Annotated in this window: 21 protein-coding genes and 3 pseudogenes; 12 read left to right on the top strand and 12 right to left on the bottom strand. The window is 58.8% G+C overall.

Annotation, left to right across the window (positions count from 1 at the left end; translation table 11 throughout):
• Positions 1-24: 24 nt before the first annotated feature.
• From AC1RLZ_RS30405 to AC1RLZ_RS30380, 6 genes and pseudogenes are all read left to right on the top strand, one after another.
• Complete coding sequence (locus AC1RLZ_RS30405) at positions 25-981, top strand: dihydrodipicolinate synthase family protein (protein ID WP_493191721.1); 957 nt, start codon at positions 25-27, stop codon at positions 979-981.
• A 773-nt stretch (positions 982-1754) separates the two neighbouring features.
• Complete coding sequence (locus AC1RLZ_RS30400) at positions 1755-2669, top strand: LysR family transcriptional regulator (protein ID WP_493191720.1); 915 nt, start codon at positions 1755-1757, stop codon at positions 2667-2669.
• Positions 2670-2782: 113 nt separating this feature from the next.
• A complete protein-coding gene (locus tag AC1RLZ_RS30395) occupies positions 2783-4861 on the top strand; it encodes a hydantoinase/oxoprolinase family protein (protein WP_493191719.1) in 2079 nt (692 codons plus the stop codon).
• Positions 4858-6635, top strand: a pseudogene (locus AC1RLZ_RS30390) (hydantoinase B/oxoprolinase family protein). Before AC1RLZ_RS30395 ends, AC1RLZ_RS30390 begins: the two are co-directional and overlap by 4 nt.
• Before the next feature lie 378 nt (positions 6636-7013).
• A complete protein-coding gene (locus tag AC1RLZ_RS30385; RefSeq protein WP_493191718.1) occupies positions 7014-7985 on the top strand; it encodes a fumarylacetoacetate hydrolase family protein in 972 nt (323 codons plus the stop codon).
• A 45-nt stretch (positions 7986-8030) separates the two neighbouring features.
• Entirely contained in the window at positions 8031-9371 is a 1341-nt protein-coding gene (locus AC1RLZ_RS30380) for an MFS transporter (protein WP_493191717.1), read from the top strand.
• A 349-nt stretch (positions 9372-9720) separates the two neighbouring features.
• On the opposite strand, the gene AC1RLZ_RS30375 is transcribed toward AC1RLZ_RS30380, so the two are convergent.
• From AC1RLZ_RS30375 to AC1RLZ_RS30340, 8 genes are read right to left on the bottom strand one after another with little or no spacing between them, the layout of a single operon-like run.
• Complete coding sequence (locus AC1RLZ_RS30375; protein WP_493191716.1) at positions 9721-10560, bottom strand: fumarylacetoacetate hydrolase family protein; 840 nt, start codon at positions 10558-10560, stop codon at positions 9721-9723.
• 20 nt (positions 10561-10580) lie between these two features.
• Positions 10581-11546: a dihydrodipicolinate synthase family protein gene (locus AC1RLZ_RS30370; protein ID WP_493191715.1), complete on the bottom strand. Its 966-nt coding sequence runs from the start codon at positions 11544-11546 to the stop codon at positions 10581-10583.
• Positions 11547-11602: 56 nt separating this feature from the next.
• Positions 11603-12310: an ABC transporter ATP-binding protein gene (locus AC1RLZ_RS30365; protein WP_493191714.1), complete on the bottom strand. Its 708-nt coding sequence runs from the start codon at positions 12308-12310 to the stop codon at positions 11603-11605.
• Positions 12303-13025 (bottom strand): ABC transporter ATP-binding protein, encoded by a 723-nt coding sequence (locus tag AC1RLZ_RS30360; protein WP_493191713.1) that lies wholly within the window; start codon positions 13023-13025, stop codon positions 12303-12305. Before AC1RLZ_RS30360 ends, AC1RLZ_RS30365 begins: the two co-directional genes overlap by 8 nt.
• On the bottom strand, positions 13022-13945 hold the full coding sequence (locus tag AC1RLZ_RS30355; protein ID WP_493191712.1) for a branched-chain amino acid ABC transporter permease: 924 nt from the start codon (positions 13943-13945) through the stop codon (positions 13022-13024). The genes AC1RLZ_RS30360 and AC1RLZ_RS30355 overlap by 4 nt, the downstream gene beginning before the upstream one ends.
• Positions 13942-14823: a branched-chain amino acid ABC transporter permease gene (locus tag AC1RLZ_RS30350; RefSeq protein ID WP_493191711.1), complete on the bottom strand. Its 882-nt coding sequence runs from the start codon at positions 14821-14823 to the stop codon at positions 13942-13944. Before AC1RLZ_RS30350 ends, AC1RLZ_RS30355 begins: the two co-directional genes overlap by 4 nt.
• A gap of 45 nt (positions 14824-14868) precedes the next feature.
• Positions 14869-16050, bottom strand: a complete 1182-nt coding sequence (locus AC1RLZ_RS30345) for an ABC transporter substrate-binding protein (RefSeq protein ID WP_493191710.1) — start codon at positions 16048-16050, stop codon at positions 14869-14871.
• A 32-nt stretch (positions 16051-16082) separates the two neighbouring features.
• Positions 16083-16976 carry an amidohydrolase family protein gene (locus tag AC1RLZ_RS30340; protein ID WP_493191709.1) on the bottom strand — a complete coding sequence of 298 codons (894 nt, stop codon included), beginning with the start codon at positions 16974-16976 and terminating at the stop codon, positions 16083-16085.
• Positions 16977-17084: 108 nt separating this feature from the next.
• On the opposite strand from AC1RLZ_RS30340, the gene AC1RLZ_RS30335 reads away from it, so the two are divergent.
• Together AC1RLZ_RS30335 and AC1RLZ_RS30330 are read left to right on the top strand one after the other, a co-directional pair.
• The gene (locus AC1RLZ_RS30335; protein WP_493191708.1) at positions 17085-17783 is read left to right on the top strand and encodes a GntR family transcriptional regulator; all 699 of its coding nucleotides are present in this window, start codon (positions 17085-17087) and stop codon (positions 17781-17783) included.
• A 204-nt stretch (positions 17784-17987) separates the two neighbouring features.
• Positions 17988-18173 carry a hypothetical protein gene (locus tag AC1RLZ_RS30330; RefSeq protein WP_493191707.1) on the top strand — a complete coding sequence of 62 codons (186 nt, stop codon included), beginning with the start codon at positions 17988-17990 and terminating at the stop codon, positions 18171-18173.
• Positions 18174-18649: 476 nt separating this feature from the next.
• Here AC1RLZ_RS30330 and AC1RLZ_RS30325 read toward each other — a convergent pair.
• A pseudogene (locus tag AC1RLZ_RS30325) lies at positions 18650-19533 on the bottom strand (LysR family transcriptional regulator).
• Between the two features lie 94 nt (positions 19534-19627).
• Here AC1RLZ_RS30325 and AC1RLZ_RS30320 point away from each other — a divergent pair.
• Together AC1RLZ_RS30320 and AC1RLZ_RS30315 are read left to right on the top strand one after the other, a co-directional pair.
• Positions 19628-20023, top strand: a complete 396-nt coding sequence (locus AC1RLZ_RS30320; protein WP_493191706.1) for an AEC family transporter — start codon at positions 19628-19630, stop codon at positions 20021-20023.
• An 8-nt stretch (positions 20024-20031) separates the two neighbouring features.
• Positions 20032-20586 (top strand): AEC family transporter, encoded by a 555-nt coding sequence (locus AC1RLZ_RS30315; protein WP_493191705.1) that lies wholly within the window; start codon positions 20032-20034, stop codon positions 20584-20586.
• Positions 20587-20652: 66 nt separating this feature from the next.
• On the opposite strand, the gene AC1RLZ_RS30310 is transcribed toward AC1RLZ_RS30315, so the two are convergent.
• The 3 genes and pseudogenes from AC1RLZ_RS30310 to AC1RLZ_RS30300 all read right to left on the bottom strand — a co-directional run.
• Positions 20653-21042, bottom strand: a complete 390-nt coding sequence (locus AC1RLZ_RS30310; protein WP_493191704.1) for a carboxymuconolactone decarboxylase family protein — start codon at positions 21040-21042, stop codon at positions 20653-20655.
• A 10-nt stretch (positions 21043-21052) separates the two neighbouring features.
• Positions 21053-21835, bottom strand: coding sequence for a 3-oxoadipate enol-lactonase (pcaD, locus tag AC1RLZ_RS30305; RefSeq protein ID WP_493191703.1), 783 nt, complete (start codon positions 21833-21835; stop codon positions 21053-21055).
• Between the two features lie 17 nt (positions 21836-21852).
• Positions 21853-22542 (bottom strand): annotated as a pseudogene (locus AC1RLZ_RS30300) (lyase family protein); the annotation flags it as partial.
• 531 nt (positions 22543-23073) lie between these two features.
• Between AC1RLZ_RS30300 and AC1RLZ_RS30295 the strand changes: the two are divergent.
• Positions 23074-23421 carry an ABC transporter substrate-binding protein gene (locus AC1RLZ_RS30295; RefSeq protein WP_493191702.1) on the top strand — a complete coding sequence of 116 codons (348 nt, stop codon included), beginning with the start codon at positions 23074-23076 and terminating at the stop codon, positions 23419-23421.
• The gene (locus tag AC1RLZ_RS30290; RefSeq protein WP_493191701.1) at positions 23382-24167 is read left to right on the top strand and encodes an ABC transporter substrate-binding protein; all 786 of its coding nucleotides are present in this window, start codon (positions 23382-23384) and stop codon (positions 24165-24167) included. Before AC1RLZ_RS30295 ends, AC1RLZ_RS30290 begins: the two co-directional genes overlap by 40 nt.
• Positions 24168-24280: the final 113 nt, after the last annotated feature.

The following is a 24280-nucleotide window of genomic DNA, read 5'->3' as shown; positions in this document are numbered from 1 at the left end:
CTTCCAGCGAGAAGAGGAAAGAATATGATCCGCAAGACAGATTTCGTGCCGCGGGGCGTTGTTCCAGCAGCGTTGCTTCCGTTCTTCGACGATTTCTCGATCGATGAAGCGAGCTTTCGGAGCCATCTGAGGGACATTGCTGCGGTCGATGGGCTATCGGCAGTCACGGTGAATGCTCATTCGACGGAGGTGTCGTCCTGCACGGAAGACGAGCAGCGTCGGGTGATGGAGATTGCGGCCGACGAAATCGGAACGAAGTTGCCGATCGTTCACGGTATCTGGGCAGACGGTAGCCTGGAGGCCGCTAGAATTGCGCGCAGTGCCCAGGCAGGCGGCGCGTCGGCTCTGCTGGTGTTTCCTCCAGCTCCGTTTACGCTGGGGCAATCGTCGGAAATGGTGTTGGCCCATTTCAAGGCGATCGCTGATGCGACGGACCTTCCGTTGATCGCGTTCCAGTATCCGTTGTCGACCGGCCAGGGCTACCCGATGGCGACGCTCGCGAAGCTGACGGATCAGGTTCCGAGCATTCGCGCCATCAAGGACTGGACGCCCGCGGTTCCTCAGCATGAAGCAACGATCAGGCTCCTGCAATCCCGCAAAAGCCCGGTCAACGTGCTGTCGACCAATAGCGCCTGGCTCTTGAGCTCGCTCGTGCTTGGCTGCGCCGGTCTGCTGTCCGGAAGCGGGAGCGTCATCGCGGATCTGCAGGCGCAATTGTTCCGCGCCGTGCAAGCCAACGATCTGAAGGAAGCCCGGCGGCTGAACGATCTCATCCATCCGGTCGCGAGCGTCTTCTACGCCGATCCCTTCGTGAACATGCACAACCGGATGAAGGAAGCCCTGGTTCTGCTCGGGAAGCTGCCGCGCGCCGTCGTTCGGCCGCCTCTCGTGAAGCTCGATCAATCGGAGATCGAGAGGATCCAAGCCGCCCTCGTTCGTGCCGGACTGTTGGGCGCAGAAGCCAAGCGAAGCGCTGCCTGATTTCTCTTACCACTCCAGGCGCCGCCCCTGTGAGCGTGGTTTGATAACGTCTCTTCCGCGATGCGCCAATTCCATTTCGTACTCAGAACGGCAGACACTACGACGGTCAGCAAGTCCTCAAACCAGGGTTGGGGTCAAGCGAGTGCGGCATGCGCGTCTATCTCGTTCAGCAGGAGATCCAAAAGGATGGAAGGCGCAAGCGGCCGGGAATAGTCTGGCTCTCGAGTTTTAGTCCTATCGTCCGTTGGCAAGTTCAAGCCACTGCCGGCTTCCGTGGGAGAGCTTGGCAACCTGGCTGTCGGCATTCTCTGCAAACTCGTTCTCTCTCGCTCCGAGCTTTGCATAATTGCCCGCATATGATGCTCGACTGATCATCGGGGGAGAAATCCGCGCGCAATTCGATACCATGCTATTGGGATATGCATGCCGGCCCTGGCCCGTCGTAATCGCTTTAAGCCTTGCGTTGCGGTCCGCAGATCCACTTCGGCCGAAGCGTTTCCTTATGCACTATCAGTGTTCGCAGGGCGAAATCGCGTTAGGTGTCCGGCGCGCCGCGCTCTCCCGTTGCTGGCAGTCGCGCAGATTGGTCTTGTCGAGGCGCCTAATCTGAGTTGTGGCAAGTCGGCTCCATCTCCCGATATTGTACGTATCTCCCTGAGCCCTATCGTCGAACAGCTCGGGAAATAACCATCGCGTTTGAGCTGGGAGAGTGCCAAAAAGCGGCCGTCCGGGTCGCAACGCCGAATTCGACCGGAGCTGCGTGGATTCAGCGGATGGATATCGATCTAATCAGGTTGTTCGCCTCGGTCGTCGACGAGGGCGGAATTGCCGCCGCGGCGCGAACCCTGGATATTTCGCCGTCTCTGGCAAGCCGCCGCATAGCGGCCCTCGAAGCTGAGTTGGGCGCGCAGCTGCTCGTCCGAACGACCCGTTCCATAGCGACTACGCCGGCGGGCGCCGTACTTCTGAATTGGGCGCGCGGCTCCATTTCGGATTGGGGGCGGATCCGCGACGAGATCGGGGCGATGCAGGGGCGTGCGGCTGGCCTCGTGCGCATTGCGACGAACGATTACGCGGCGGTCGAATACCTTCCCCCTATTCTCGGCGAGTTCATCGAGTTGCAGCCGGACGTGCGGATCGCTGTGTCAATTGCCCAAGAACCGGCCCGCTTACTCGATGGACAGTGCGATCTGGCCATCCACGCGGGACGCCGTCCTGACGCAGAGCTGGTTGGTCGACGGATATGGGAATATACACGCCGGCTGGTCGCCTCGCCGGCGTACCTCGCACGACGAGGTATACCGCGAACGCTGTCCGAATTGACGAGCCATTCATGCCTTACGCACACGGTCAGCGAGCCATCCGAGTGGTATTTCGAGGACTCGGAACGCAAGCTGATACCACTCAGAGTCCGATCGCAGCTGTCCGCCGACAGCTGGACGATGCTACTACAGTTGACCCTATCCGGAGCTGGCATCGCCAGATTATCGGATGCTCTCGTCCGCGACGCGATAGCGGAGGGGCGCCTCGTGGAACTATTCCAGGAATTCCGATCGGTTTACCCTGACGGTGATCCCCCGGCGATGTGGGTATTGGCCGCGCATCGGGATCCGCCACTGCGCATCCGCCTGTTGGCGGATCACATCGCCGGACGGATGCTCGTCTACCGAGAAGACCAACCCCGGTAATCCATTCGTGCAGAATCTGCACGGAGCTCGGTTATCTCTGGCGGCTACACAGGGCTGTCAGATTTCATCACTCTCCCCGCCAACGACAATAGGATGATCTTCGGGGAGGGGTTTTGTCTCACTTCATCGCAGCGGACACAGGCGGAACGTTCACTGACGTTGCCGTCTACGACGTGACCAAGCAAAAGATTTCGTTTGCGAAATCGCTCACGACCTACGGCGATCTCGTCGACGGAGTGGTTGCGGGCATCGACGAGGCCAAGGGCGAATTCGCTCGCGCGGTCGCACTGAAACACGGCACCACTCACGTCATCAACGCGTTTCTGCAGCGCAAGGGTGCACGGGCTGCGCTCATTTGCACCCGCGGATTTCGCGACGTGATCGAACTTGCCCGCGGAAACCGTCCGGTGCCGTTCGATATTGCTGAACGACGCGAGGCGCCACTGATTTCGCGTGCCTTTCGTTTCGAAGTGACCGAACGGATCTCGTCGAACGGAGCGGTGATCGAAGCGCTCGACGAGAGCGAAGTCGTAGCGTTGGCCTCTATGTTGCGCAATGCGAGCGTAAGTGCAGTCGCGGTTTCGTTTCTCAACGCGTACGCCAATCCCAGTCACGAACAGAGAACCGTCGATATTCTCAGCGAACTGCTGCCTGGCGTCTATTTTACGTCTGGCTCCGCATTGTCTCGCGAATGGTTCGAGTATGAGCGGTCGGCAACGGCTGCGGCAAACGCCTATGTCGGGCCTGCGATCGCTGCATATGCCGCAGGGTTCACGAACCGCCTTCGTGAAAGAGGTTTCGACGGCGATCTGACGATGATGGGATCCAACGGCGGCATCATGTCCTTCGATGCGGCGGTCGAGCGGCCGGTTGCTCTTGTCGAGTCGGGCCCGATCGGCGGCGTGATCGCGGCTGCCGAATATGCCCGCGCACTAGGGTTGGACAAGGTGGTGGCCTTCGATATGGGAGGAACCACGGCGAAGTGCGCGCTCGTGGAGAAAGGTTCGTTCGCAGTCCAACCTACCTACTGGGTCGGCGGCTATGTTCGAGGTTTTCCTATCAGAAGTCCCGTGCTCGACATCGTCGAAGTCGGAGCGGGCGGCGGTTCGATCGGCTGGACCGATACGCAGGGGCGCTTGCGGGTCGGACCACGGAGCGCAGGTTCCGAACCGGGGCCGGCTTGCTTTGGGCGCGGCGGCACCGAACCGACCGTGACGGACGCCAATCTTCGGTTGGGACGCATCGGTGGCGGCAGTTTCCTCGGTGGTCGTCTGTCGCTCGATGGGCAAGCCGCAGAAGCGGCGATCCGTGATCGCGTCGCGATCCCGCTCGGTTACGGAAGTGGTGAAGAGGCGACCACGCGCGTAGCGCACGGCATTCTCGATCTCGCCACGACTCTCATGGCCGGTGCCGTGAAGGAGATCACGGTAGCGCGTGGATACGACGTCCGCGAATTCGCGCTACTGGTCTTCGGCGGCGGCGGACCGATCTTCGGCGCCGAACTTGCCAGAAGTCTCGGCATAAGACGCGTCGTAGTTCCACCGCAGCCGGGCAATTTCTCGGCATTAGGAATGTTGATGGCGAGTGCGCGGGTCGATCTGGCGCAGAGCATCATTGCGGATCTTTCCGGACCCGGTATCGTGACGCTTCTTTCGGTCCGCGACAAACTACGCAAAGACGTCGAACTCGAAGCGGCCCGCGAGTTCACCAGCAAGCCGATAACATATCAGTGGCGAGCGGATATGCGCTACCGCGGCCAGCGGCACAGCATCCCGGTCGATTTTGTTGGCGACCCATCCGCAGATGTTTTGAGGAAATCCTTCGAGGCGGCCTATGGCCAGCGTTTCGGGCGTGTGCTCGGCGAAGACTTCAAGCCGGAAGTGGTCGGTTTGCGAGTATCGGCGGAAAGTCCCGGCGACCGTCCGTCGCTGACGGTTTTAGCTCCACAGTCCGACGACGCCTCTGGACCTCCTACGCCCGCATCGCGCAGGCCAATGCACCTGCGGCCAGGTGGGTGGGTCGATGCGCCGGTGTGGAAGCGCGACGTCCTCCCCGTTGGGTGGAGCACGACTGGACCGGCCGTGATCGAGGAGTACGGCTCCACCACGCTAGTCGGAGACGGCGATGTCGCGACTGTCGGACCTCTCGGCGAAATCATCATACAGGTTGCTGGACACGGAGTGGAACCATGAACGTCTCTATGCCACGAGTCGTCATAGACGGTGATCCGATCGATATCGAGATCTTGCGACACGAAATCCTCTCGATCCCCAATCAGATCGAGAAGAACATTGAGCGAAGTGCCTTCAGCCCGCTCGTGCAGGAATACAAAGATTACTCCGTCGGACTCGTAGATCCCAGCGGATCGTTGATCGCGCAGTCGCGGGGAAGCTTGCCGATCTTCGTCGCCAACGCGCTCGGTACCGGCGTTCGAGAGGCGATATCGGTGCATGGCGTAGAGAATCTCGTGCACGGTGACGCAATTCTCACCAACTCAGCTGCGACACTCGGGCAGCATCTAAACAATGTCGTTCTCCTCACTCCAGTGCGTGAGGACGGAGCGGCAAACGGTTCATTGCTTGGCTTTTTTGCCGTCCTAGTCCACTGGATCGACGTCGGGGGCTCGGCGCCCGGCTCGAGCACAGGCACGGAGACTACCGACGTTTGGCAAGAAGGGATTCAACTCCCGTGCGTCCGGCTCCTAAATGCCGGTAAGCGCGTAGAGGACGTGTTTCGACTTTGCGCTGTTAACAGCCGCTTTCCGAAATTGTTGCTCGGCGATCTGGAAGCTCAGTTGGCGGGCTGCCTGCTTGGACGAGACATGCTGCTCGACATCGCGCGAAGGCGGGGAGTCGATCTGCTTAACGCAACCTTCGACAGTATGCGGCGGCAATCCCGCGAAACCGCAGCGAGCGTCATTGCCGGAATTCCCCCAGGCGAGTACGTCGCCGAAAGCTTTCTCGATGGCGAGGGCAACGGCACTGTCCCGATCCACGTCAAAGTGCGCAAAGCCAACGGACGCTTGATCGTTGACCTTTCCGGGCTAGGTCCGCAGATGCCAGGGCCGTCCAACGCCGGGCGAAATGGCGGTGCGATCGCGGCAGCACGTATCGCGGCGAAGTATCTTCTCACGCCTCAGGAGCCAGTCAATCAAGGCGACTTCGATCTGCTTGATGACGAAGCCCCCGACGGCACCTTTCTGACAGCCCGAACGGGTGCGCCTATCGGAGGCTCCGGAAATACGGTGCCCACAGTCGTGGACACAATTATGAGAGCCATGGGAGAGGCCGTGCCCGCCAACGCTATGGCCGCCCATCATGGGACCTACGGCGTTCACACCATCTTCGGACATCTACCCGATACGGGCGAGTTGTTCATCTGGATACAGTGACCGGCGGATGGGGCGCCACTGTCGATGAAGACGGGGCATTTCCGCTTCGCTCGAATGCTCACGGCGACGTTCCCGATATTCCGATCGAAATGCAGGAAGCACTCTATCCATTCATGTTGACCAGAAAAGCGTTGCGGCCGGATAGCGGCGGCGCCGGAAGGCAGCGAGGGGGGCTCGGCGTCGAGAAAGAGTATCGAGTGATACACCCCTGCACGATCAGCCTCATGTTCGAACGAGGCAAATGCCCACCGTGGGGCATGGCGGGCGGTCAAGCCGGACAAACCTGCTTCGTCGAAGTGCAACGCAAGGGCGGCACCGAGGTCCGAACCTGGAAGGGAACTTACGCTCTCGGCCCCGGTGACCGCATCCGCATCGTTTCGGGCGGAGGAGGTGGCTACGGACCGCCCTACGAACGCGAACTTCTACGCGTGCTCGCAGACGTCGAAGCGGGATATGTCAGCCGCGAGAGCGCCTTCGAAGATTACGGCGTCGCGTTCGGATCCGAAGGCGAAGTCGACCGAGATGCGACGCGGGAAAGGCGGAAAGCCCTCAAACATGCATCACCACACCCATGATGGTCATAAAAGAGAGAGCTGATGTGAAGATTGCTACGGGTATTAACCGGTGTGCATTGCTCATCATCGGCGGGCGTCCCGCGTTTCTGAGTTGCGGACGCGCCGCGGATAATTGGCCCACGCGGAACGTGCAGGGCGTGATGGGATACGTGGCGGTCGCAACAAACTCACCGCTCTCGGAGCGGAGCCTCTCAAGCTGGCTCCCGACGTTTCACACAAGGCATGAACAGCGAAATTGCTGTGTTTGCCCAACTCGCGGCGACGATGGGCATTCCTGCAGATCACCAATCAAGGTGGCCGCATGATCCCACTGATTTCTCAACTATTAGAAGTGATGTCGAAAACAAAAATCAAACACATCCTAACCTAGGAAATCCTATGAAACTCGCAACGTTCAGTGTTCAAAACGAACGCCCGCGCGTCGGTCTGGTCGATGCGGAAGCTCGGCTCATCCACGATATGCTTGCGTTGGCCAATTCTACCGAAGGTATCGATCCGGCGTCGTTCGCGTCCATGATGGCTTTGATCGAGAGTGGCGAGGCGGGGCTTGAACACCTTACCAAGCTCGCCGAGCGTGTGAGGCGCGGGAACGTCGATGGACTCGCCCTTTCCGATGTCGCGTTGCATGCGCCGCTGCCCGTGCCTTCACAAATCCGCGATTGCTCGGCGTTCGAGCAGCATGTTCGTGACGCACCGGTCGGCATGTCCCGACTGAAGTCATCGCTCGGGATCGGAGATGAGATCTCGCACTCCGAGGTTCCGGCAATCTATAGATCCCAGCCAATTTATTACATTTCAAATCGCTTCGGCGTGACCGGACCGGACACGTCGATCGAATGGCCGCGATACAGCAATGTAATGGACTTCGAGCTTGAGGTCGCAGTCGTGATCGGGCGTCGCTGTAAAAACGTCTCCGTGGAGGAGGCCGCCGACCAGATTTTTGGCTTCACGATCCTCAACGATTTCTCCGCTCGTGATCAGCAAGCCAAGGAAATGATGGGCGGCCTGGGGCCGACCAAAGGCAAGAGCTTCGATTGCGGAAACGCAATGGGACCTTGGATCGTGACCAGCGACGAAATCGGCTTGCCGCTCGATCTCGAGGCGGAGGTACGCGTCAACGGTGAAACGTGGGCTAAAACGCGGACCAAAGGAATGCTTCATGGCATCGCGGAGATGATCTCGTTCATCTCCGCAGACGAGACCCTTCACCCCGGCGAGGTGATCGGTACCGGGACTGTCGGAGGATGCTGCGGCCTAGAGATGGGACGATTCCTCCAGGACGGCGATGTCGTCGAGCTCAACGTGGAGCGTATCGGCACTTTGCGAAACATCGTGAAGCGCCAAGGCTAATATGCCTTCGAATTAAACAAACTAATAATACCGATAGGAGAGGCAATGAACGAGGATTTGGAGAAGGCGACGCTGAAGCGCGTCATGTGGCGGCTGATCCCATTCATGGGCACTTGCTTCATGATCAACTGGTTGGATCGCACCAACGTGGGATTCGCCGCTCTGACCATGAACAAGGACTTGGGTTTCACTGCGACGACCTTCGGGACGGGCGCCGGCATCTTTTTCTGGGGCTTTGTACTATTCGAGCTTCCGAGCAATCTGGCACTTGCCAAGCTCGGCGGGCGAATCTGGATCGCAAGGATCATGATAACCTGGGGGCTGCTGGCCGCAGGGATGTCACTAGTGCAGGGGGAATATTCCTTCTATGTCGTGCGCTTCCTCCTGGGGGCTGCCGAAGGCGGGTTCTACCCTGGCTCTGTCTATTTCTTTAGCCAGTGGGTGCCGCGCAACTATCGCGCTCGCGTGTACGGATTGTTCGGAGCCTGCGGTATGGTCTCATCGGTCATCTCCGGACCGTCAGCTGGCTACATCCTTGAGATGAATGGCGTGCTCGGGCTGACGGGATGGCAGTGGCTCTTCATCATTGAGGGACTGCCCGCCACGATCCTCGGTATCGCCTGCATCTTCTATCTTCAGGATCGACCGGAGCAGGCGAAATGGCTGACCGAAGAGCAAAGGTCTTGGTTGGCGGGCGCATTGAGGTCCGATCAGGCAGGGGACGCAGGTCAGCCTCACCTTTCCGTTCTGAAGGCTGCGTCCGATCCTCGCGTGCTGACGCTTGCGGTCTGCTACTTCTTTTTCGGTTTCGGTCTTTACGGCGTGAGCCTTTGGATGCCTCAAGTGATCAAGGAGTTCGGTTTCACGAGCGTGCAGATCGGCTATCTGAGTGCAATGCCGGCCATCTGCGGGATTTGCTGGATGACTTACTGGAGCTGGCATTCGGACAAAAAGAGCGAGCGGCGCTGGCATCTGGTCATCACCGGAGTGATCGCGGCTAGTGGCCTGATGCTCGTCGCTTGGCAATCGTCGAACATCTATCTGGTAATGCTAGGCTTCTGCATGGCTTCATCCATTTACGTGGCGTTCCTGATTATCATGACTTGGCCAACCTCCGCGTTCACTGGGTCGGCAGCTGCGGCTGCCACCGCAGCTATTACCTCGCTAGGAACATTAAACGGCTATTTCGGAGCGCAGATGATCGGCATATTTCGCGATATGACCGGTGACTTCAGCTTGGCGATGCTCTTGACCGCTTGCGGTGTCGCAATTGGGCCGCTCGTGGTGGCTACTTTTGGCGGATATCTAAACTCTGCAAACTATAAAAGCGAGAAGACGATCGTGCCGGGGGCTGCCGTTATCAATGAGCGGGCGGTGGGCCCGTGAGGTAACGATGGCGACAGAACCGTCTACGGTTCTTGTCGCCGAAGGCCTAAGCCATCCACGCGACGTCGAAAATCCGGTCCGTCGTATCGGCGGGGAGGCAGAGGCGATCGCAACGGACTACGGTTCGGCTCGCTGGCCGATAGCTCTACGCAAATACAGGGCCATCGGCACATGAACCCGTGTACTTGTCGCACGAGTTCACCGCGTAAAGCGGACATCGAAGAAGCGAGGAGCAGTCAAAGCTGACAAGCGGACCCATTTGTTCGGTGTGCGGAGGTACATGGCGTGGATAAACGATCGCTGCCATGTAGCCCCCGGTCCGAGCGAAAAAGCTCTTCCGTGCCCCATGCTATCGGACGACGACCTGTCTCTGAGCTCCGAGGCCCTCGATGCCGAGCGCCATTACATCGTCTTGAGAGAGAAATGTCGGCGGCTTCATTCCTAGCCCGACACCAGGCGGTGTTCCGGTGGTGATCACGTCGCCGGGCTCCAGAATCATGAATTGAGAAATATAGGACACCAGAAATCCGGCGCTGAAAATCATGGTTTTCGTCGAGCCGGTCTGCATACGCTTGCCATTGACATCGAGCCACATGTCCAGCTCCTGCACATCGGGAATCTCGTCAGGTGTGACAAGCCAAGGGCCGAGGGGGCCGAATGTCGGGCAACCTTTGCCCTTGCTCCAGCTGCCGCCGCGCTCGTTCTGGAAGTTGCGTTCCGACACGTCGTTGCAGATGCAGAATCCGGCGACGTAATCCATCGCGGCCTGCTCGGTAACGTAGGAAGCCTTCTCGCCGATCACTATGGCGAGCTCGACCTCCCAATCCAGCTTCGTCGAGCCGCGCGGAATGATGACATCATCATTCGGACCGACGATGCATGAAGGCGCCTTGTTAAAAATGATCGGTTCGGCTGGAATGGCAGCGCCGGTTTCGGCGGCATGGTCCGCGTAATTGAGACCAACGGCTACGAAGTTGCGGACATCGCCGACGCATGAGCCGATCCGCTCCGAAGCGGACAGCGCAGGCAGGTCGGACAGGTTTGCCCTCTTGAGCGCTGCGATGCTGGCCTGTCCGAGCATTCGCCGATCGATGTCGGGCACCAGCGAGGACAGGTCGCGGATCACACCTGTGCTATCGATGGCTGCGGGTTTTTCCTGGCCGGCGGGGCCAACTCTCAAAAGTTTCATCAGTGATTGCCTCTCTATTTCTATTCTGCGGCATTGGAAAATTTGCCCCCGGGATCAAGACCGGAGGCCGTGATGGCGTCGCGGAGACGCGACAACTCGAGTGCGGACAGTTTGACCAGCGGCGGGCGCACCACGGCGCGATCGAGGCGCCCGAGCATGACCAGTGCCTCTTTCATGCGGTTGTGCATGTCGAGGAAGGGCGGCGCGTAGAACGCCTGCTGCAGTGGGAACATGCGATCGTTGACCGCTTTTGCCGCGGCGAGGTCATTACGTTGAACGGCGTCGAACAATGCCACTTGCAGATCGGCGACAACACTGCCGGCGCCGGAGAGCAGTCCTTTCGCGCCCATGGTCAGCGAAGACATGAGCCATGAACTATGCGTGGTCAGAACATTTACCGGCTTCGGCAGGTTCTGGAACGTGCGGATATGCCGTTCATGCAGCATAGCGTCGTTGCACCAGTCTTTGATCGCCTTGATGTTGGGAATTGCCTCGAACAGCGCAAGCAAGGTGTCGAACGTGTAGTCGACGTCGCTGGAGGCTGGATACTGGAACAGGATCAGCGGCAGGTCGGTCGCATCAGCGATTCGGCGAAAATGCGCGATAGCCATTTCCGGGCGCAACTGGCCGCCGAGCGAAAACACTTGGCTCGGAAACACGAGCAGTGCCGAAGCGCCGGCACGGTCGGCCATCCGCGCAATCCGGGCCGCATCCTGCGATCCATCCGTGTAGATGCCGCAGATAAGTGGCACCTTGTCACCGACTTCGTCGAGAGAAAAGGCCAGCATACGCTCCTGCTCGTCCAACGAGCAGGCATGGACTTCGGAGGCGTGCCCGTTAACGGTGACGGCCGTCACGCCGGGCGTCAGCGCGCAATGCGCCAGATGCCGGCGTGTTTCGTTCTCGTTGATCGAGAGGTCATCGTTGAACGCCGCAAGCGTCGCCGGGATAACGCCAGACGGGACGTAATTTGCGAAAGCCGGCATTGTGGTCTCCTTTTTTAAGTTCGAAGGCACAGCGGCCTTTTGCACCCGCTTCGAGATCAGGACAGGCTGAGAAACGATTCCACGAATTTCGGATCGTCCAGCAGGCTCGCCGTGGTTCTCGCCATCTGGATTCGGCCGGCCTGCACCACATAGATGCGGTCGGCTATGGCCGTAGCCAGCTTGGCGTTCTGTTCGGACAAAAGGATGGTCAGTCCCTCGTCGCGCAAGCGTGCGAGCGTGCGGCCGATTTCCTTGATGATCACCGGCGCAAGTCCGATCGAGGGTTCGTCGAGGATCAGAAGTTTCGGAGACGCCATCAAGCCCGAGCCGATGGCGACCATCTGTTGCTGACCGCCGGACATGGTACCGACCATCTGAGTGCGGCGCTCGACTAGGATCGGGAACAGACGATGCACGCGCTCCATGCGGCGCGCGACCTCCGCCTTGTCGCGGCAGAGATAGGCGCCGACCAGCAGGTTTTCGTGAACCGACATCATCGGAAAGACGCCACGCACCTCCGGAACGAGCACCAGACCATCCGCCAGACGATGATCGGTCGCGACGCCAGCGAGGGACGCGGCGCCGAACCGCACATCGCCGGAGGCCGGCGTAACGAGACCGGCGGCGACGTTCAGCAGCGACGTCTTGCCGGCGCCGTTGGGGCCGATGATGCCAACGATCTCGCCCTTGTTCACGGTCAGATCGACACCGTCGACGGCGAGAAAGTCTCCGTAGCGGACGACGATTTTCTCAAGCTCAAGCATCGCCAGTCCCCAGATAGATATCGATAACTTCGCGGTGGCGAAGCACGGCGTGTGGGCTGTCGTCGACCAACTTTTTACCGTTGACCAGCACAACGACGCGATCGGCCAGTGACGTGATGACCTTCATCGTGTGCTCGATGATGAAGATGCCACATTCCTCGCGCAGCGACTGTATGAGCGCGATCATGGCCCGGATCTCCTCCGGATTGAGCCCGCCCACCGGCTCGTCAAGCATAAGGAGTTTCGGCTTCGACATGAGTCGCGTGGCGAATTCCAGCCGCCGGCGGTCATAAAGACCCAGGCCGCCCGCTTCGCGACCGAGATCGACGTTAAGCCCCACGCGCGCCAGCGACGCTTTGGCCAGATCGATCGACTCGTTCCTCGATATCGTACGAGCGAGCGAACCGGCGAGCACGTTGTCAAGTACCGTCAGCTTGTCGAAGATCTTGACTGCCTGGAAGGTACGAGCGATGCCGGCACGGGCGACGAGGTGCTGCGGCTTGCGATAGATGGTGCTGCCGTCCAGCCTGACCTCGCCGCTGTCCGGCTTCAGCGTTCCGCTGATGACGTTCACGAAGGTCGATTTGCCGCTCCCGTTGGGACCGATCATTCCGAGCAGCTCGCCTCTGGCTTGCGCGACGTTGACCTCTGACAGCGCTTTCAGGCCACCAAAGGCTTTTGAGATGCTGACGGCTTCCAGCAGTTGTTCGCTCACGACCGCGCTCCCCTCTTCAGCACGTAGCCATAGATGCCCTGCGGCAGGAACATAGTGACGAATAGGATTGCGACGCCATAGATGACGTCTTTGATCCAGGTGTATTGCACCAGCAGATAGGGAAGCGGCGCCAGCAGGAGCGCGCCGAGCAGGGGGCCGATCAGTGTACCGCGTCCGCCCATCGCGACCATCAGCCAGATGTTGAGGCTGATCAGCACGTCATAGGCACGCGGCGAGGCGAAACCGATGTAATGCGCGTAGAGACCGCCGCCGAGGCCAGCGATGAAGGACGAGATGATGAAAGCCGCTGTACGGTTGAGTGTGACATTGATGCCGAGCGCGCGAGCGAGATCTTCATCCTCGCGAATGGCGATCAATGTCCGTCCAAAGCGCGTCTTCATGGCGAAGGCGATACCGGCCACGGCAACGACGACGAACAGGGCCAGCACCAGCTCCATATAGGGCGAGGCGATCGCCTTGCCATCGAAGCCGGTTGGGCGCGGCACCGAAGCGATGCCGGTGTCGCCATTGGTATAAGCGGGGAAATAGACGAAGGCGATGGTGAGGGCGGACTGGATCACCATGCCTGACAAGGCAAAGTAGAAGCCGCGCAGGCGAATGGCCGGCAGACTGAGGAGAAGCCCCAGCGCGGCGGCGGCTGCGCTGCCAATCGGGAGCGCCCACCAGAACGACATGCCCTTGGCCATCACCAGATGCACCGTGGTGTAGGCGCTGACACCGGCCATACCGGCATAAGTCAGCGGGATGAGGCCGGTGAAACCGTAGAGCAGATTGAGGCCGCTGGCCCACAGCATGTGAATGAGCGCGATGCCGATAATGAAGACGAAGAATCCGTCGTGCAGCGTGAGTACTGCCGCAAGCGGTGCCGCCACGACGAAGGCAATGATGAGGGCTCTCATTTGGCGAACAATCCACTTGGGCGGACGAATAGCATCGCAAGCATCGCGAGCAGATAGGCGAAGGTGGCGACGGTGGGATCCGCGAAAACGCTAACGATGGCCTGGGTGAAGCCGAACACAAGGCCGACACAAAGTGCACCGATGACGCTGCCGGGGCCGCCTACGATCATGATCGAGAAGGTGATCAGCGACATCGTCCAGCCGACCGTAAGATCGAGTGCGAAGGCTAGTGCGAAGAGGATGCCGCCCGCGGTCGTGATCATTGTGCCGAGCAGAAATGCAAAACGGTAGATCTTGAGCGTGTCGATGCCACGCAGCCGGGCGGCCTCGCGATTCTGGAACACGGCTCTCAGCCCTCGGCCGATCCGGTGCAGCCGCAGAAAGGCGACCAAGCCGCCGAGCACGCAGGCCGCGAGCAGGAACGCAATCAGGCGCGTGTTTGAGATAGGTACCGGCTCGATCATCGCAAAGCCGGTGAGCGGGGATGTAACCTGAAACGTATCACTGATCTTTCCGATGGTGCCGGTGTACACGCCGCTCAGGATTTGGGCGATGCCGAGCGTGATGATCAGGTAGCTGATATTGCGATCCTCGAGCGGATAAAACCGCTTGAGGATGAACACCTCGGTGGCAAAAGCGAGCGCGGCGATGATGAGGAACGTCGCCGGCACGGACACCCAGAGCGGCCAGCCATATTCCGTTCCGAACAACCAGAACAGAAGTCCGGCGCCGAGAAAGACCTGACCGTTGGATGCCTGCGGAAGCAGGATCGTGCCGTGGATCAGCGACAGGCCGGCGGCAACCACCGAAAAGATGGTGCCGACCAGCAAGCCGGATGTGATGACGGAGAGGAATACGAGTATGTGGTCTTCAGACATGAACAGAAGCAACCATCACGATACGAGTCCGGAACAACGAATGTTTCACTTCACGAGGTCGTAAACCGGCAGGACTTCGGGCGACCATTCCATGTAGTTGATCTTGTCGGTCTTGAAGTCGTCCTTCGCGAGGCTCTTCAACTGCATCAGGTACATGTATTCGATGCGGGCACCGTTCTGGTCGAACTTGATGGGGATGCCCGTGGTGACTTCCTTTGTGTCGGCGCCGCGCAGCGCCGCACGAATCCCGTCACGTCCCTTTGCGCCCTTGTCGACGAGCTCGGCCAGGAGATAGACGGTCGAGTAGCAGTAGTTCTCGGTGTAGCCCGGCGGATAGTTCTTCAACTTGCGGAAATTTTCGACAAAAGCTTTGCCCTGTTCGGTCAAGTTGGGAAGGTTGTGGTCGAAGAAGGTGCCGAAATACGATCCCACCGACCGCTCGCCCCAGGTCATGATCTGTTTGGTCGAGCCGTAGGGGTGATAGATCTGCTCGGGCTTGAAACCGACTTCCAGCATTTGGCGTGTGAGTGTCGCGTCGAACGCACCGCCGCCCGCGACGATCACCATGTCGGGCTTCTTGGCCTTCATCTGTGCCGTCTGCACTGTGGCGTCGGATGCGGTCTGCGGGAACAGCATTTCGGAGACGATGGTGATGCCGTCCTTGTCCGCCTGATATTTGAGGCCGGCGAGAATGGCGCGGTTCACGGCGAAGTCGCTCATCATCACGCCGATCTTGGCGCCGGGCTTCATCTGCTTGATAAACTTGATGGCGGCATAACCCCAGCCGACGGCGTCTGGCTCCATGCGGAAGGTCTGCTTGGTGCCCGGCTTGGTAAGCTGCGGGAATGCCGCTACCGGCATCAGCGTCGGCAGTTTCGCCTCTTCGGCATAACCGTAGACCGCGAGCGAGACGTCCGCATTGGTCGGTCCCGAGAGGATGTCGACCTTTTCCTGGGTGTCGAGGGAGCGCGACACGGCGGCAGCCTGCGCCGGGTTGCTCTGATTGTCCTGGACGATCAGTTCGATCTTCTTGCCCTTCGCATTGACCTCGGACTCTGCGAGTTTGGCGCCGTCGAGACATGCATTGCCAAAAAATGTCCAGACGCCCGACAGTTCCTGATTCCAGCCGACACGCAGTGGCTGGCTGGCCGCGAGAGCAGGTGCCGAAAGAACAAATGCAGCGCACAGCGCTGATGACGCCCTGAGGGCCTTGAGCTTCTTGGTCATGTCTTCTCCCTAATCGTTTTTGTTTTGATGGATCAGATGCGGTAAATGCGCGCCGCCGTATCATGTAAAATGGCCGTCTGCTCTGCCACTGAGCGATCGGCAATCGCCTCCCGAAATGCGAGATAGAGCGATCGATAGTCGGTCCAGAGTTTCTCGATCGGGAAGTTGCTGCCATACATGCAGCGGTCGGCTCCGAAGATGTCGACGGTTTCCTTGATGATCGGCGCGACGCCATCCGCCTTGTAGGCGTGGACGAATGTGCCGAGGCCCGACAGCTTGGTGCTGACATTCGGCTCGGCGGCGAGCAGCTTCATGCCGTCGCGCCAGGTGCTCCATCCCGCGGGTGAGAGATCCTCGAGCATTCCCGCATGTTCGAGGACGAAGTTAATCTTCGGAAAAGCGCGGGCGAGGGCGGCGCCGTCTTTCATCTGCCCCGAGAAAACCTGAAGTTCGAAGAGTAGGTTGCGATCGGCGAGTTCGGCCATGCCCTTACGCCAGACCGTGTCATTCATCACATCCGGGCGCGCAGCAAAACGATATTGGGGATTGTCGTGCCAGTGCAGTTGTTGGCGGATACCCCTGATGCCGGGGATCTCGGCATAGGCATCGAGCAGTGACGTCAGCGTCGGAGATGCGAGGTCGGCATAGGCAACGCAGGCATGGGGCCACCCCGTTGCGTCGGCGACCGAGCGGACCCAGCGTGCTTCGGTCAATTCGCCGTCAGGCGGCCAATTCGTCTGCACGTAGATGGATTTGACCACGTCGCAGGTTTCGAGGTCCTGCTGAAATTCCTCGATGGGGTAGTCGCGGCGAATAGGGCTATAGGGGCCGAAAATGCGAGGCACTTCCGGTCCGTTCAGCCATGTCAAATCTGCCAAGCGCCAGATGTGGTGATGCGCGTCGATCGTTTTGATGGGCAAAACCATCGGAACCTCCTAATTTTTGTGTACATTACGGCAAGAAAATATGTCGTCAAGCATTTTCGAAAATCTAGCGTGTATGATAATAGAAGCCATGTTTTATGCGAGAGAACAATGATCAGCAATGTTGGAGCCGCGAAGACCCTTGCCGAAAGCGCCTATCTGCGCATCCGAGATCAAATTCGAGACGGATCATTGGAGCCAGGTACGCGGCTGCGCTTCGCGGAATTGCAGGAACTTTGCGGGATGAGCGTTACTCCGGTGCGCGAAGCGCTGGCGAGATTGACATCGGAAGGTTTCACGATTGTGGAGGAAAACCGGGGTTATCGCGTCGCGCCGCTATCGATTGAGGAATTGCGCGATATCGCAAGCAGTCGGCAGTTGATCGAAGGGCAGGCCCTGCGGCTTTCCATCTCCAAAGGGGGGGCCGAATGGGAGGGAGCCCTGGTCTCTGCCCACCATCTCATGCAACGCACGAAACGCACCACGGTGGGTAAGCCGACGGTGGTCGATGAAGACTGGAATTTTCGGCACGCCGTCTTTCACCGCACGCTGATTTCAGCGTGTGGATCTCCCATCTTACTATCGATCTGCGAGGGCCTCTTCGACCGGGCCGACCGATATCGACGCCTGTCTTGGGCGATTCCGAACAATCCCAGGGCGATCGAGGAGGAGCACAAGCTCATCTTCGAACGAGCTCTGGCCCGTGAGGTAGAGCCAGCGATCGAAATCCTTTGCCTGCACTTCGAACGGACTGCCCGACAAGTTGAGGCGTTTCTGCTCGACAAGGCTCAGCCGAATGTCAGCATGTAGAATTCGACGTTGGCATGATGACCGGCTATGCGTATCCCGCCACCCGGTGCGCCTAAGTCGAGCTCGTAGCGCTGATCGAGGCGACGTTTCCGGTCTCTCTCTCGAAAAAAATCTACGGCGCCAACAAATATTTGCGCATGTTATCTGCCGCTGTTCGACGCGCCCAACGGCTTGGCGGAGGCGCTGACCGCCGGCCGAGAGCGGATGTCCGCGGGCGAACCCGACGATGTAGACGCCGAAGCAGAGCAGGCCGATGCCGACGACCTGGCCGAGCGGCGTCCTGAAGAAGGCGAAGGCGCCTGCCACGGCGGCGCCGAGGGCGCCACCGGCAGTTCGGAGAAACGTAAGGGCGGCAAACATCAGGTCGCCTCCGCGTCGGTGCCGGCGTGAACGCCGGTGCGGTGGTCCTCGAGCCGGATGATCCGGATCTTGCCGGCGTAGTGCACGGCTAGACCGCCGAAGCCCAAACTTGACGCTGACGCGTTCATAATAGTCGTCCTGCAGATCCACCATTGCTTCTTTATAGGCCTTCTTCTGATCTCGCCCTGTGCCATTTGCTTCGGCGGTCTTTTCCGCGGCCCGATGTCCCGGGTGAATGCCCGAGATCGGAAGGCGACGATCAAGGGAGAGCATCGGGACGACGACGAAGTGAATATGTGCGCGCGCCTCGTCGAGATGTTGAACGACGGTCTTCAGGTCGTCGCCCCACTGACGCCTCAGCCATGCGACTGCTTCGTCCTGCCATTGCCGGTAGCGCTTCCATTTGGCCGATCGTTGAGTGAGTTGCAGATCCTCGACGTGTGAAAACCGAATGATGTTCTAAGCGGTACGGAATGGCATAGCGTAGCTCAGTGCACGTCAATCAACTATTTCTTCCCTTGGATATCTTTGCAGACGGATAGCAAGCCCGGAATGCAGGGATTGATGTTGTCGGACCGCCAAATCAAAAGCTGATCGATCATTGGCGGATTTTCGATTTTCTTGAAGATAGCTCCCTTGACCAGTGCTTTCTGCATTGATGCGGGCACCAGCGCTACACCAAGGCCTTCCGCCACAAAATTTACGATCGTCTGTTGCAGGGACACCTCGAGGGAGATTTTCGGTTTGAATCTTCCGACTGGCATCTTTGAACAATGCTGTCGTGCAGGAATGGCGCTTGAGTTTGCGGCACGATGAGAAAATTTTCGCCCGAGAGATCTCGTATTTTAAGCCTTCGTGCCCGAGCCAGCCGATGATCCTGAGGAAGGACGATACTCATAGGCTCGCGCAGAAGCAGTCTAGATAAAATATCAGAACCGTCGATGCCGGGAAAGCTGATCCCGCAATCGATACGTCCTTCCTTCAATTCGCGATCAAGAACGTTCGGCATCATTTCGCGAACGCGAAAATCCACGCGCGGAAAAGCCGCTTTGTATAATCGCGTTAGACTGGGCACCACGCTGTAGGCCGCGGACATCGTGAAGCCGAGGTCAAGCTGCCCGGCCTCTCCACGACTGGCAGCCTTGGCATTGCGCTGCGCGTGGTCCGCAAGACGCAGCACCTCCTTGGCATCGAGAAGCAACTGCCGGCCTGCAGGTGTCAGTGTCACGCCCTTGGGGCCTCGGTTGAAAAGTTCGATCCCCAGATCTGCTTCGAGCGCCGCGATCTGACGCGAAAGCGGCGGCTGGGAGATGTGAAGGCGCTCGGCAGCCCGTCCGAAGTTGCCGATGTCGGCCAATTCGCGGAAATAACGGAGTTGGTTAAGAGTCATCGCCATACCTTCAGGGTATCACATTCTCACAAATACGTATTGGAAATGTATGGAGATATCGACGTAGGTGAATTCCGTCATCAGGAATTTCTCCATGCTCGCCACGATCCTCGCGGTTTGTCCGATCTTCGCCATCATTGCTGCCGGATTCGCCTCCGGCAAACTTTCCTTGCTCGGTCCTTCGGCCAGCGTGGAATTGAACCGTTATGTCATCTTCCTGGGGCTTCCAGCGTTGTTGTTCGAAGTCATGGCTGGAGCGCATTGGGCCGCGCTCTGGCAACCGGGATTCGTTGCGGCCTTTTCGATTGGCGCGTTCGGAATGTTCGGCATCACGCTCGCGATGCGCATGAGAAGCGGGCATCCTCTTGCGGACGCGACCATAGACGGTCTCAACACCGGCTATGCTAATGCTGGCTTTATCGGGTTTCCCTTTGCCAAGCCATTTTTGGTTCGGACAGTTTGCCCTTGGTCACAGTGGGAGCCGTCCTGACGGTCTGCGTGTTATTCGCTGTTGCGCTGATCGCGATCGAAGTCGGATTTCAAACGGAATCCCGTCCCCATCATCTTGCGCTCAAAGTGGGCAAGGCTCTGGCTCGAAATCCACTGTTGGTGTCCCCGATTGCCGGGGTTCTATGGTCTGCCACCGGACTGCCTATTCCGGCACAGATTGTAACGTTCGTCCACATGCTTGCCGGAAGCGCCACTCCATGCGCGCTCGTTTCGCTCGGCTTGTTTCTTTCCGTCCGGCACGGCAATCAGAAAAGCATTGGTTTGGCCGCTATTGTGTTCACCGGGCTGAAGCTTGTCGGTCAACCTCTTCTTACGGGTCTTGTCGCATACGGCCTGCTGCATCTGCCGCCGAAAACCGCTGGCATTGCTGTCATGTTAGCCGCGCTGCCTACAGGGACAGGCCCGTTCATATTAGCGGAATATTATAATCGGGAAGCAGTGACGACCTCACATACAATCCTGCTATCGACGATCCTCTCGATCATAAGCTTGGCAGCATGCATGATCTTTATCAGAGGATATAGCGCTCTGGCGCCGACATAGGGCCGCAAATGGATGCGGCTCTATGGAATCAAATTCCAGGCGAGCGCGGCACAGCGCACTGCTAAACTATTTGGGCAGACCCAGTTCATGCATCACAGCGGCCGCTTCCTTGATGGCATGGTTCGCTGCAGGAACGCCGCAATAGATCGCCTGCTGAAGCAGGATTTCCTTGATATCGTCCGGCGCGAAGCCGCCTTCAGTAAGCGCCGCGCGCACATGCATCCGAAATTCGTCCCATTGCCCCGGTGCCAGCATGGTGCCGATCACCAGCACGCGGCGCGTACGTTCGTCGAAATGCGGCCGGGTCCAGATTTCGCTCCATGCGTAGCGGGTGATGAGATCGAGAAATTCGGCATTGAATGCGGTTTTGCCTGCGGTGGATTTATCGACCCAGGCATTGCCGAGTACCTTGCGCCGTTGCGCGGTGCCTTTGTCGCGGTGTAGATCGTCGTCCATCGGATTGTTCTCAGCGTTGGGTTAGGAAGCCGACCACGGCCTCGGTGAAGTTGTGCGGTTGCTCGATATTCGAGATATGCGCCGCATCGAGCAGGGTCATGCTTGCATTCGAAATATGGCCGCGAATGAAGACACTTGCTTCCACCGGCGTTGCCGCGTCGTGCTGTCCGGCGATCACCAGGGTTTGGGCCTTGATGCGCGGGAGGAAATCGCGCTGATCGAGTTTGCTCAAGGCTTCGCAGCAGGCGATGTAACCCTGCTGCGGGGTGGCGATCAGCATAGCTTTCAGGCGGGCTACGATTTGCGGTTCACGCTCACGGAAATCCGCCGTGAGCCACGCGGCGATCACGGTATCGGCGATGGATGCAATGCTGCCTTCATTGACCGCCTTGATACGATTCAGCCAGTTGGTCGGGTCGGGATAATAGCAAGCCGTGTTGGCGAGGATCAGTTTCTCGACCCGATCCGGCGCGTTGGCCCCGAGCCATTGCCCGACCATGGCGCCCATCGACAATCCGCACCAGTGCACTTTCTCGATGTTGAGATCGTCGAGAATCGCCAGTACGTCCTTGCCGAAGCGTTCCATCGAATAGGGGCCAGCGGGAACGCCGGACTTACCGTGGCCGCGGCGGTCGTAACGGACCACGCGGTATAGCGTTGTCAGCGCCGCCATTTGCGGCTCCCACATTTGCATCGTTGCGCCGAGCGAATTCGACAGCATGATGGTCGGTCCGCCGTCGCGGCCTTCGACCGAGACGTTGAGCAGACATCCGTCGGCGTCGATCATGGGCATGGGACTTTTCCTCGTTTTTATGTGTCTTGCGATGCAAGCAGCCGGTCGATCAGCGCCTGCGATGACCCCTGATAGGACATCGGCTCGAACAGGCTATCGAGTTTGCCGGCATTGAGATGGGCCGTTACGCGCGCGTCCTTGCCCAGAATGTCGCGAAGATGCTGTCTGGTCTCGATGGCCTTGCGGCTTGCGGCTTCGACGATGTGGTGGGCTTCGCTCTTGCCCACCTTTTCCGCCAGCGCCATCGACACGGCTTCAGCCATAATAAGGCCGTGCGTCGAATCAAGATTAGCGCGCATGCGCGCGGTATCGACCTCAAGTCCTTCGGCAATCTCGGTAATGGCAGCGAGCGCCCCGGAAGTAATAAGCATCAACATCGGTAACGTCGGCCATTCGGCATGCCACGGTCCGGCGCTGCGCTCGTGATCCTGCACCTGCGCCGCGAAAATCGTCGCCGCGAGATTGGGCGCCATGGCCGCTGCAGCGAGCGCGGTGGCGGCAGCGACCGGGTTGCGCTTGTGCGGCAGGGTCGATGAGCCGCCTCGGCCTTCGCCGGCAGGCTCAAATGCTTCCGCGACGTCGGTCTGCATCAGCAGCGAAATGTCGCGCGCGATCTTGCCGCAGGTGCAGGCGAGAATTGCGAACGATGACGCAATCTCCGCGATGCGGTCGCGGTGGGTGTGCCATGGCGCGTCTGGCAGGGCGCTCGACAGCATGGGTGCCAGCAGGGGCGAAAGGGATGTGCTCATGTTCACTCTTGATGCCACTCAAACCGTGATCATCAAGGGATGACCTGGACCTTCCCCGCATTATGGAAAGATAACCAGATCTCGTATCTTCAGCTAAGCGTGAGAATCTCATCAAGAACGGGACGGAGATAGCTGCGGAAGTGGGGGTAATTCTCGGACATCGGAAAGTGACCCAACTTGGTCATTACCGTAAACGATTCCGCGATTCCGTTTCTGGAACGCTAAAGACACTAACCTCAAAGCAGGTTTTATGCATCCGCGCGCTCGCTCCCACGGAGGGGGCGCGTGCAATGCGGCTTGACACATCGGCTGTCAAATAAGATTGTCCATGTAAATGAATTATAAATTCATCTAGCGAATTACGGAGAAAACAGTGCGCAAGGTCACACTAAGCATCGTCGCAGCTCTTATTGTGCAGACGGCCCCTGGTCTGTCCGCGCCGCAATAGGACCCGGAGTCACGGATAAGGAAATCAAGCTTGGCCAGACGATGCCGTATAGCGGACCGGCGTCCGCGTTTGGCGCATATGGCCGCACGATGGCTGGCTATATGGCGATGATCAATGCGCGCGGTGGGATCAACGGCCGCAAGATCAATTTGATCTCTCTCGACGATGCTTTCAGTCCGCCGAAGACAGTTGAGCAAACCCGGCGGCTGGTTGAGGGAGATGAAGTCTTGGCCATTGTCGGGCAAATGGGAACGCCGACGAGCATGGCGGTGTCGCGTTACTTGAATGGCAAGAAGGTGCCGCAACTCTTCATATCATCCGGCAGTCCGAACTCGACGATGCGAAAAGCTTGCCGTGGACGACGATTTTTTATGCGTCTCAGGCGGTAGAAGGCAGAATCTACGGCCGTTACCTTCTTCAAAACAAGCCGAATGCGAAACTCGGCATTCTTTATCAGAATGATGACTACGGCCGTGGATACGTCGCGGCACTGAAAGAGCAGTTGGGCGAAAAAGCTGCGACGATGATCGTGAAGGAAATTCCGTACGAGCTGACGGAGCCGACAGTCGATTCTGCGATTGTCTCTCTGAAGGCAAGCGGAGCCGACACCTTCTTCAATGCGTCGACTCCTAAATTTGTTGCTCAGGCTATCCGTAAAGCTCATGAGATCGGCTGGAAGCCCCTTCACATCGTGCTGACCGCGGGAGCGCAGATTTCATCCACATTGAAGCCAGCCGGCATCGAAGCATCGACCGGAGTCGTGACATCGATTTGGCTGAAAAGCGTCGACGATCCCGTGTGGGCGAACGATAAGGGAGTTCAGGACTTTGTTTCCTTCATGAAGGAGTGGGCGCCTAACGAATCGGTCACCGACACCATGAATGGCCTCGGATACTCGACTGCTCAACTCATAATCCACGTTCTGGAAAAATGCGGGGACGATCTAACCCGTGAGAACATCATGAAGCAGGCTTCAAATCTTAAGGACTTGCAGCTTCCGCTTTTCATTCCCGGCGTCACCATCAACACGTCGCCCGACCAGCGGACGCCATGGCGCTCCGCACAAGTCGTTCGCTTCGACGGAGCCGGTTGGGATCCTCTGGGATCATTGGTTTCAGTGTCTGATCTGAAGTGAGTTCATCCGCGGGACGGCTCACAAGCCTTTCTTGTTGGATTGTCCGTCGTCAGATAATTTGAGACTGATCAGGCAATTCGAGAAGGGAGGCTCTGGCTCATCAGGGGTTAGAG

This window comes from Tardiphaga sp. GW822-FHT04G09, from assembly GCF_058800725.1.
This window is presented reverse-complemented; position numbering and strand designations above follow the sequence as displayed.

What these genes read in the sequence shown, in the direction of transcription:
- AC1RLZ_RS30310 (WP_493191704.1), bottom strand. Translation starts at nt 21,042, where the DNA reads ATGGACGACGATCTACACCGCGACAAAGGCACCGCGCAACGGCGCAAG.
- AC1RLZ_RS30335 (WP_493191708.1), top strand. Translation starts at nt 17,085, where the DNA reads ATGATCAGCAATGTTGGAGCCGCGAAGACCCTTGCCGAAAGCGCCTAT.
- pcaD (WP_493191703.1), bottom strand. Translation starts at nt 21,835, where the DNA reads ATGCCCATGATCGACGCCGACGGATGTCTGCTCAACGTCTCGGTCGAA.
- AC1RLZ_RS30380 (WP_493191717.1), top strand. Translation starts at nt 8,031, where the DNA reads ATGAACGAGGATTTGGAGAAGGCGACGCTGAAGCGCGTCATGTGGCGG.
- AC1RLZ_RS30385 (WP_493191718.1), top strand. Translation starts at nt 7,014, where the DNA reads ATGAAACTCGCAACGTTCAGTGTTCAAAACGAACGCCCGCGCGTCGGT.
- AC1RLZ_RS30295 (WP_493191702.1), top strand. Translation starts at nt 23,074, where the DNA reads ATGCCGTATAGCGGACCGGCGTCCGCGTTTGGCGCATATGGCCGCACG.
- AC1RLZ_RS30405 (WP_493191721.1), top strand. Translation starts at nt 25, where the DNA reads ATGATCCGCAAGACAGATTTCGTGCCGCGGGGCGTTGTTCCAGCAGCG.
- AC1RLZ_RS30330 (WP_493191707.1), top strand. Translation starts at nt 17,988, where the DNA reads ATGTCCGCGGGCGAACCCGACGATGTAGACGCCGAAGCAGAGCAGGCC.
- AC1RLZ_RS30350 (WP_493191711.1), bottom strand. Translation starts at nt 14,823, where the DNA reads ATGTCTGAAGACCACATACTCGTATTCCTCTCCGTCATCACATCCGGC.
- AC1RLZ_RS30340 (WP_493191709.1), bottom strand. Translation starts at nt 16,976, where the DNA reads ATGGTTTTGCCCATCAAAACGATCGACGCGCATCACCACATCTGGCGC.
- AC1RLZ_RS30355 (WP_493191712.1), bottom strand. Translation starts at nt 13,945, where the DNA reads ATGAGAGCCCTCATCATTGCCTTCGTCGTGGCGGCACCGCTTGCGGCA.
- AC1RLZ_RS30365 (WP_493191714.1), bottom strand. Translation starts at nt 12,310, where the DNA reads ATGCTTGAGCTTGAGAAAATCGTCGTCCGCTACGGAGACTTTCTCGCC.
- AC1RLZ_RS30400 (WP_493191720.1), top strand. Translation starts at nt 1,755, where the DNA reads ATGGATATCGATCTAATCAGGTTGTTCGCCTCGGTCGTCGACGAGGGC.
- AC1RLZ_RS30375 (WP_493191716.1), bottom strand. Translation starts at nt 10,560, where the DNA reads ATGAAACTTTTGAGAGTTGGCCCCGCCGGCCAGGAAAAACCCGCAGCC.
- AC1RLZ_RS30320 (WP_493191706.1), top strand. Translation starts at nt 19,628, where the DNA reads ATGCTCGCCACGATCCTCGCGGTTTGTCCGATCTTCGCCATCATTGCT.
- AC1RLZ_RS30345 (WP_493191710.1), bottom strand. Translation starts at nt 16,050, where the DNA reads ATGACCAAGAAGCTCAAGGCCCTCAGGGCGTCATCAGCGCTGTGCGCT.
- AC1RLZ_RS30370 (WP_493191715.1), bottom strand. Translation starts at nt 11,546, where the DNA reads ATGCCGGCTTTCGCAAATTACGTCCCGTCTGGCGTTATCCCGGCGACG.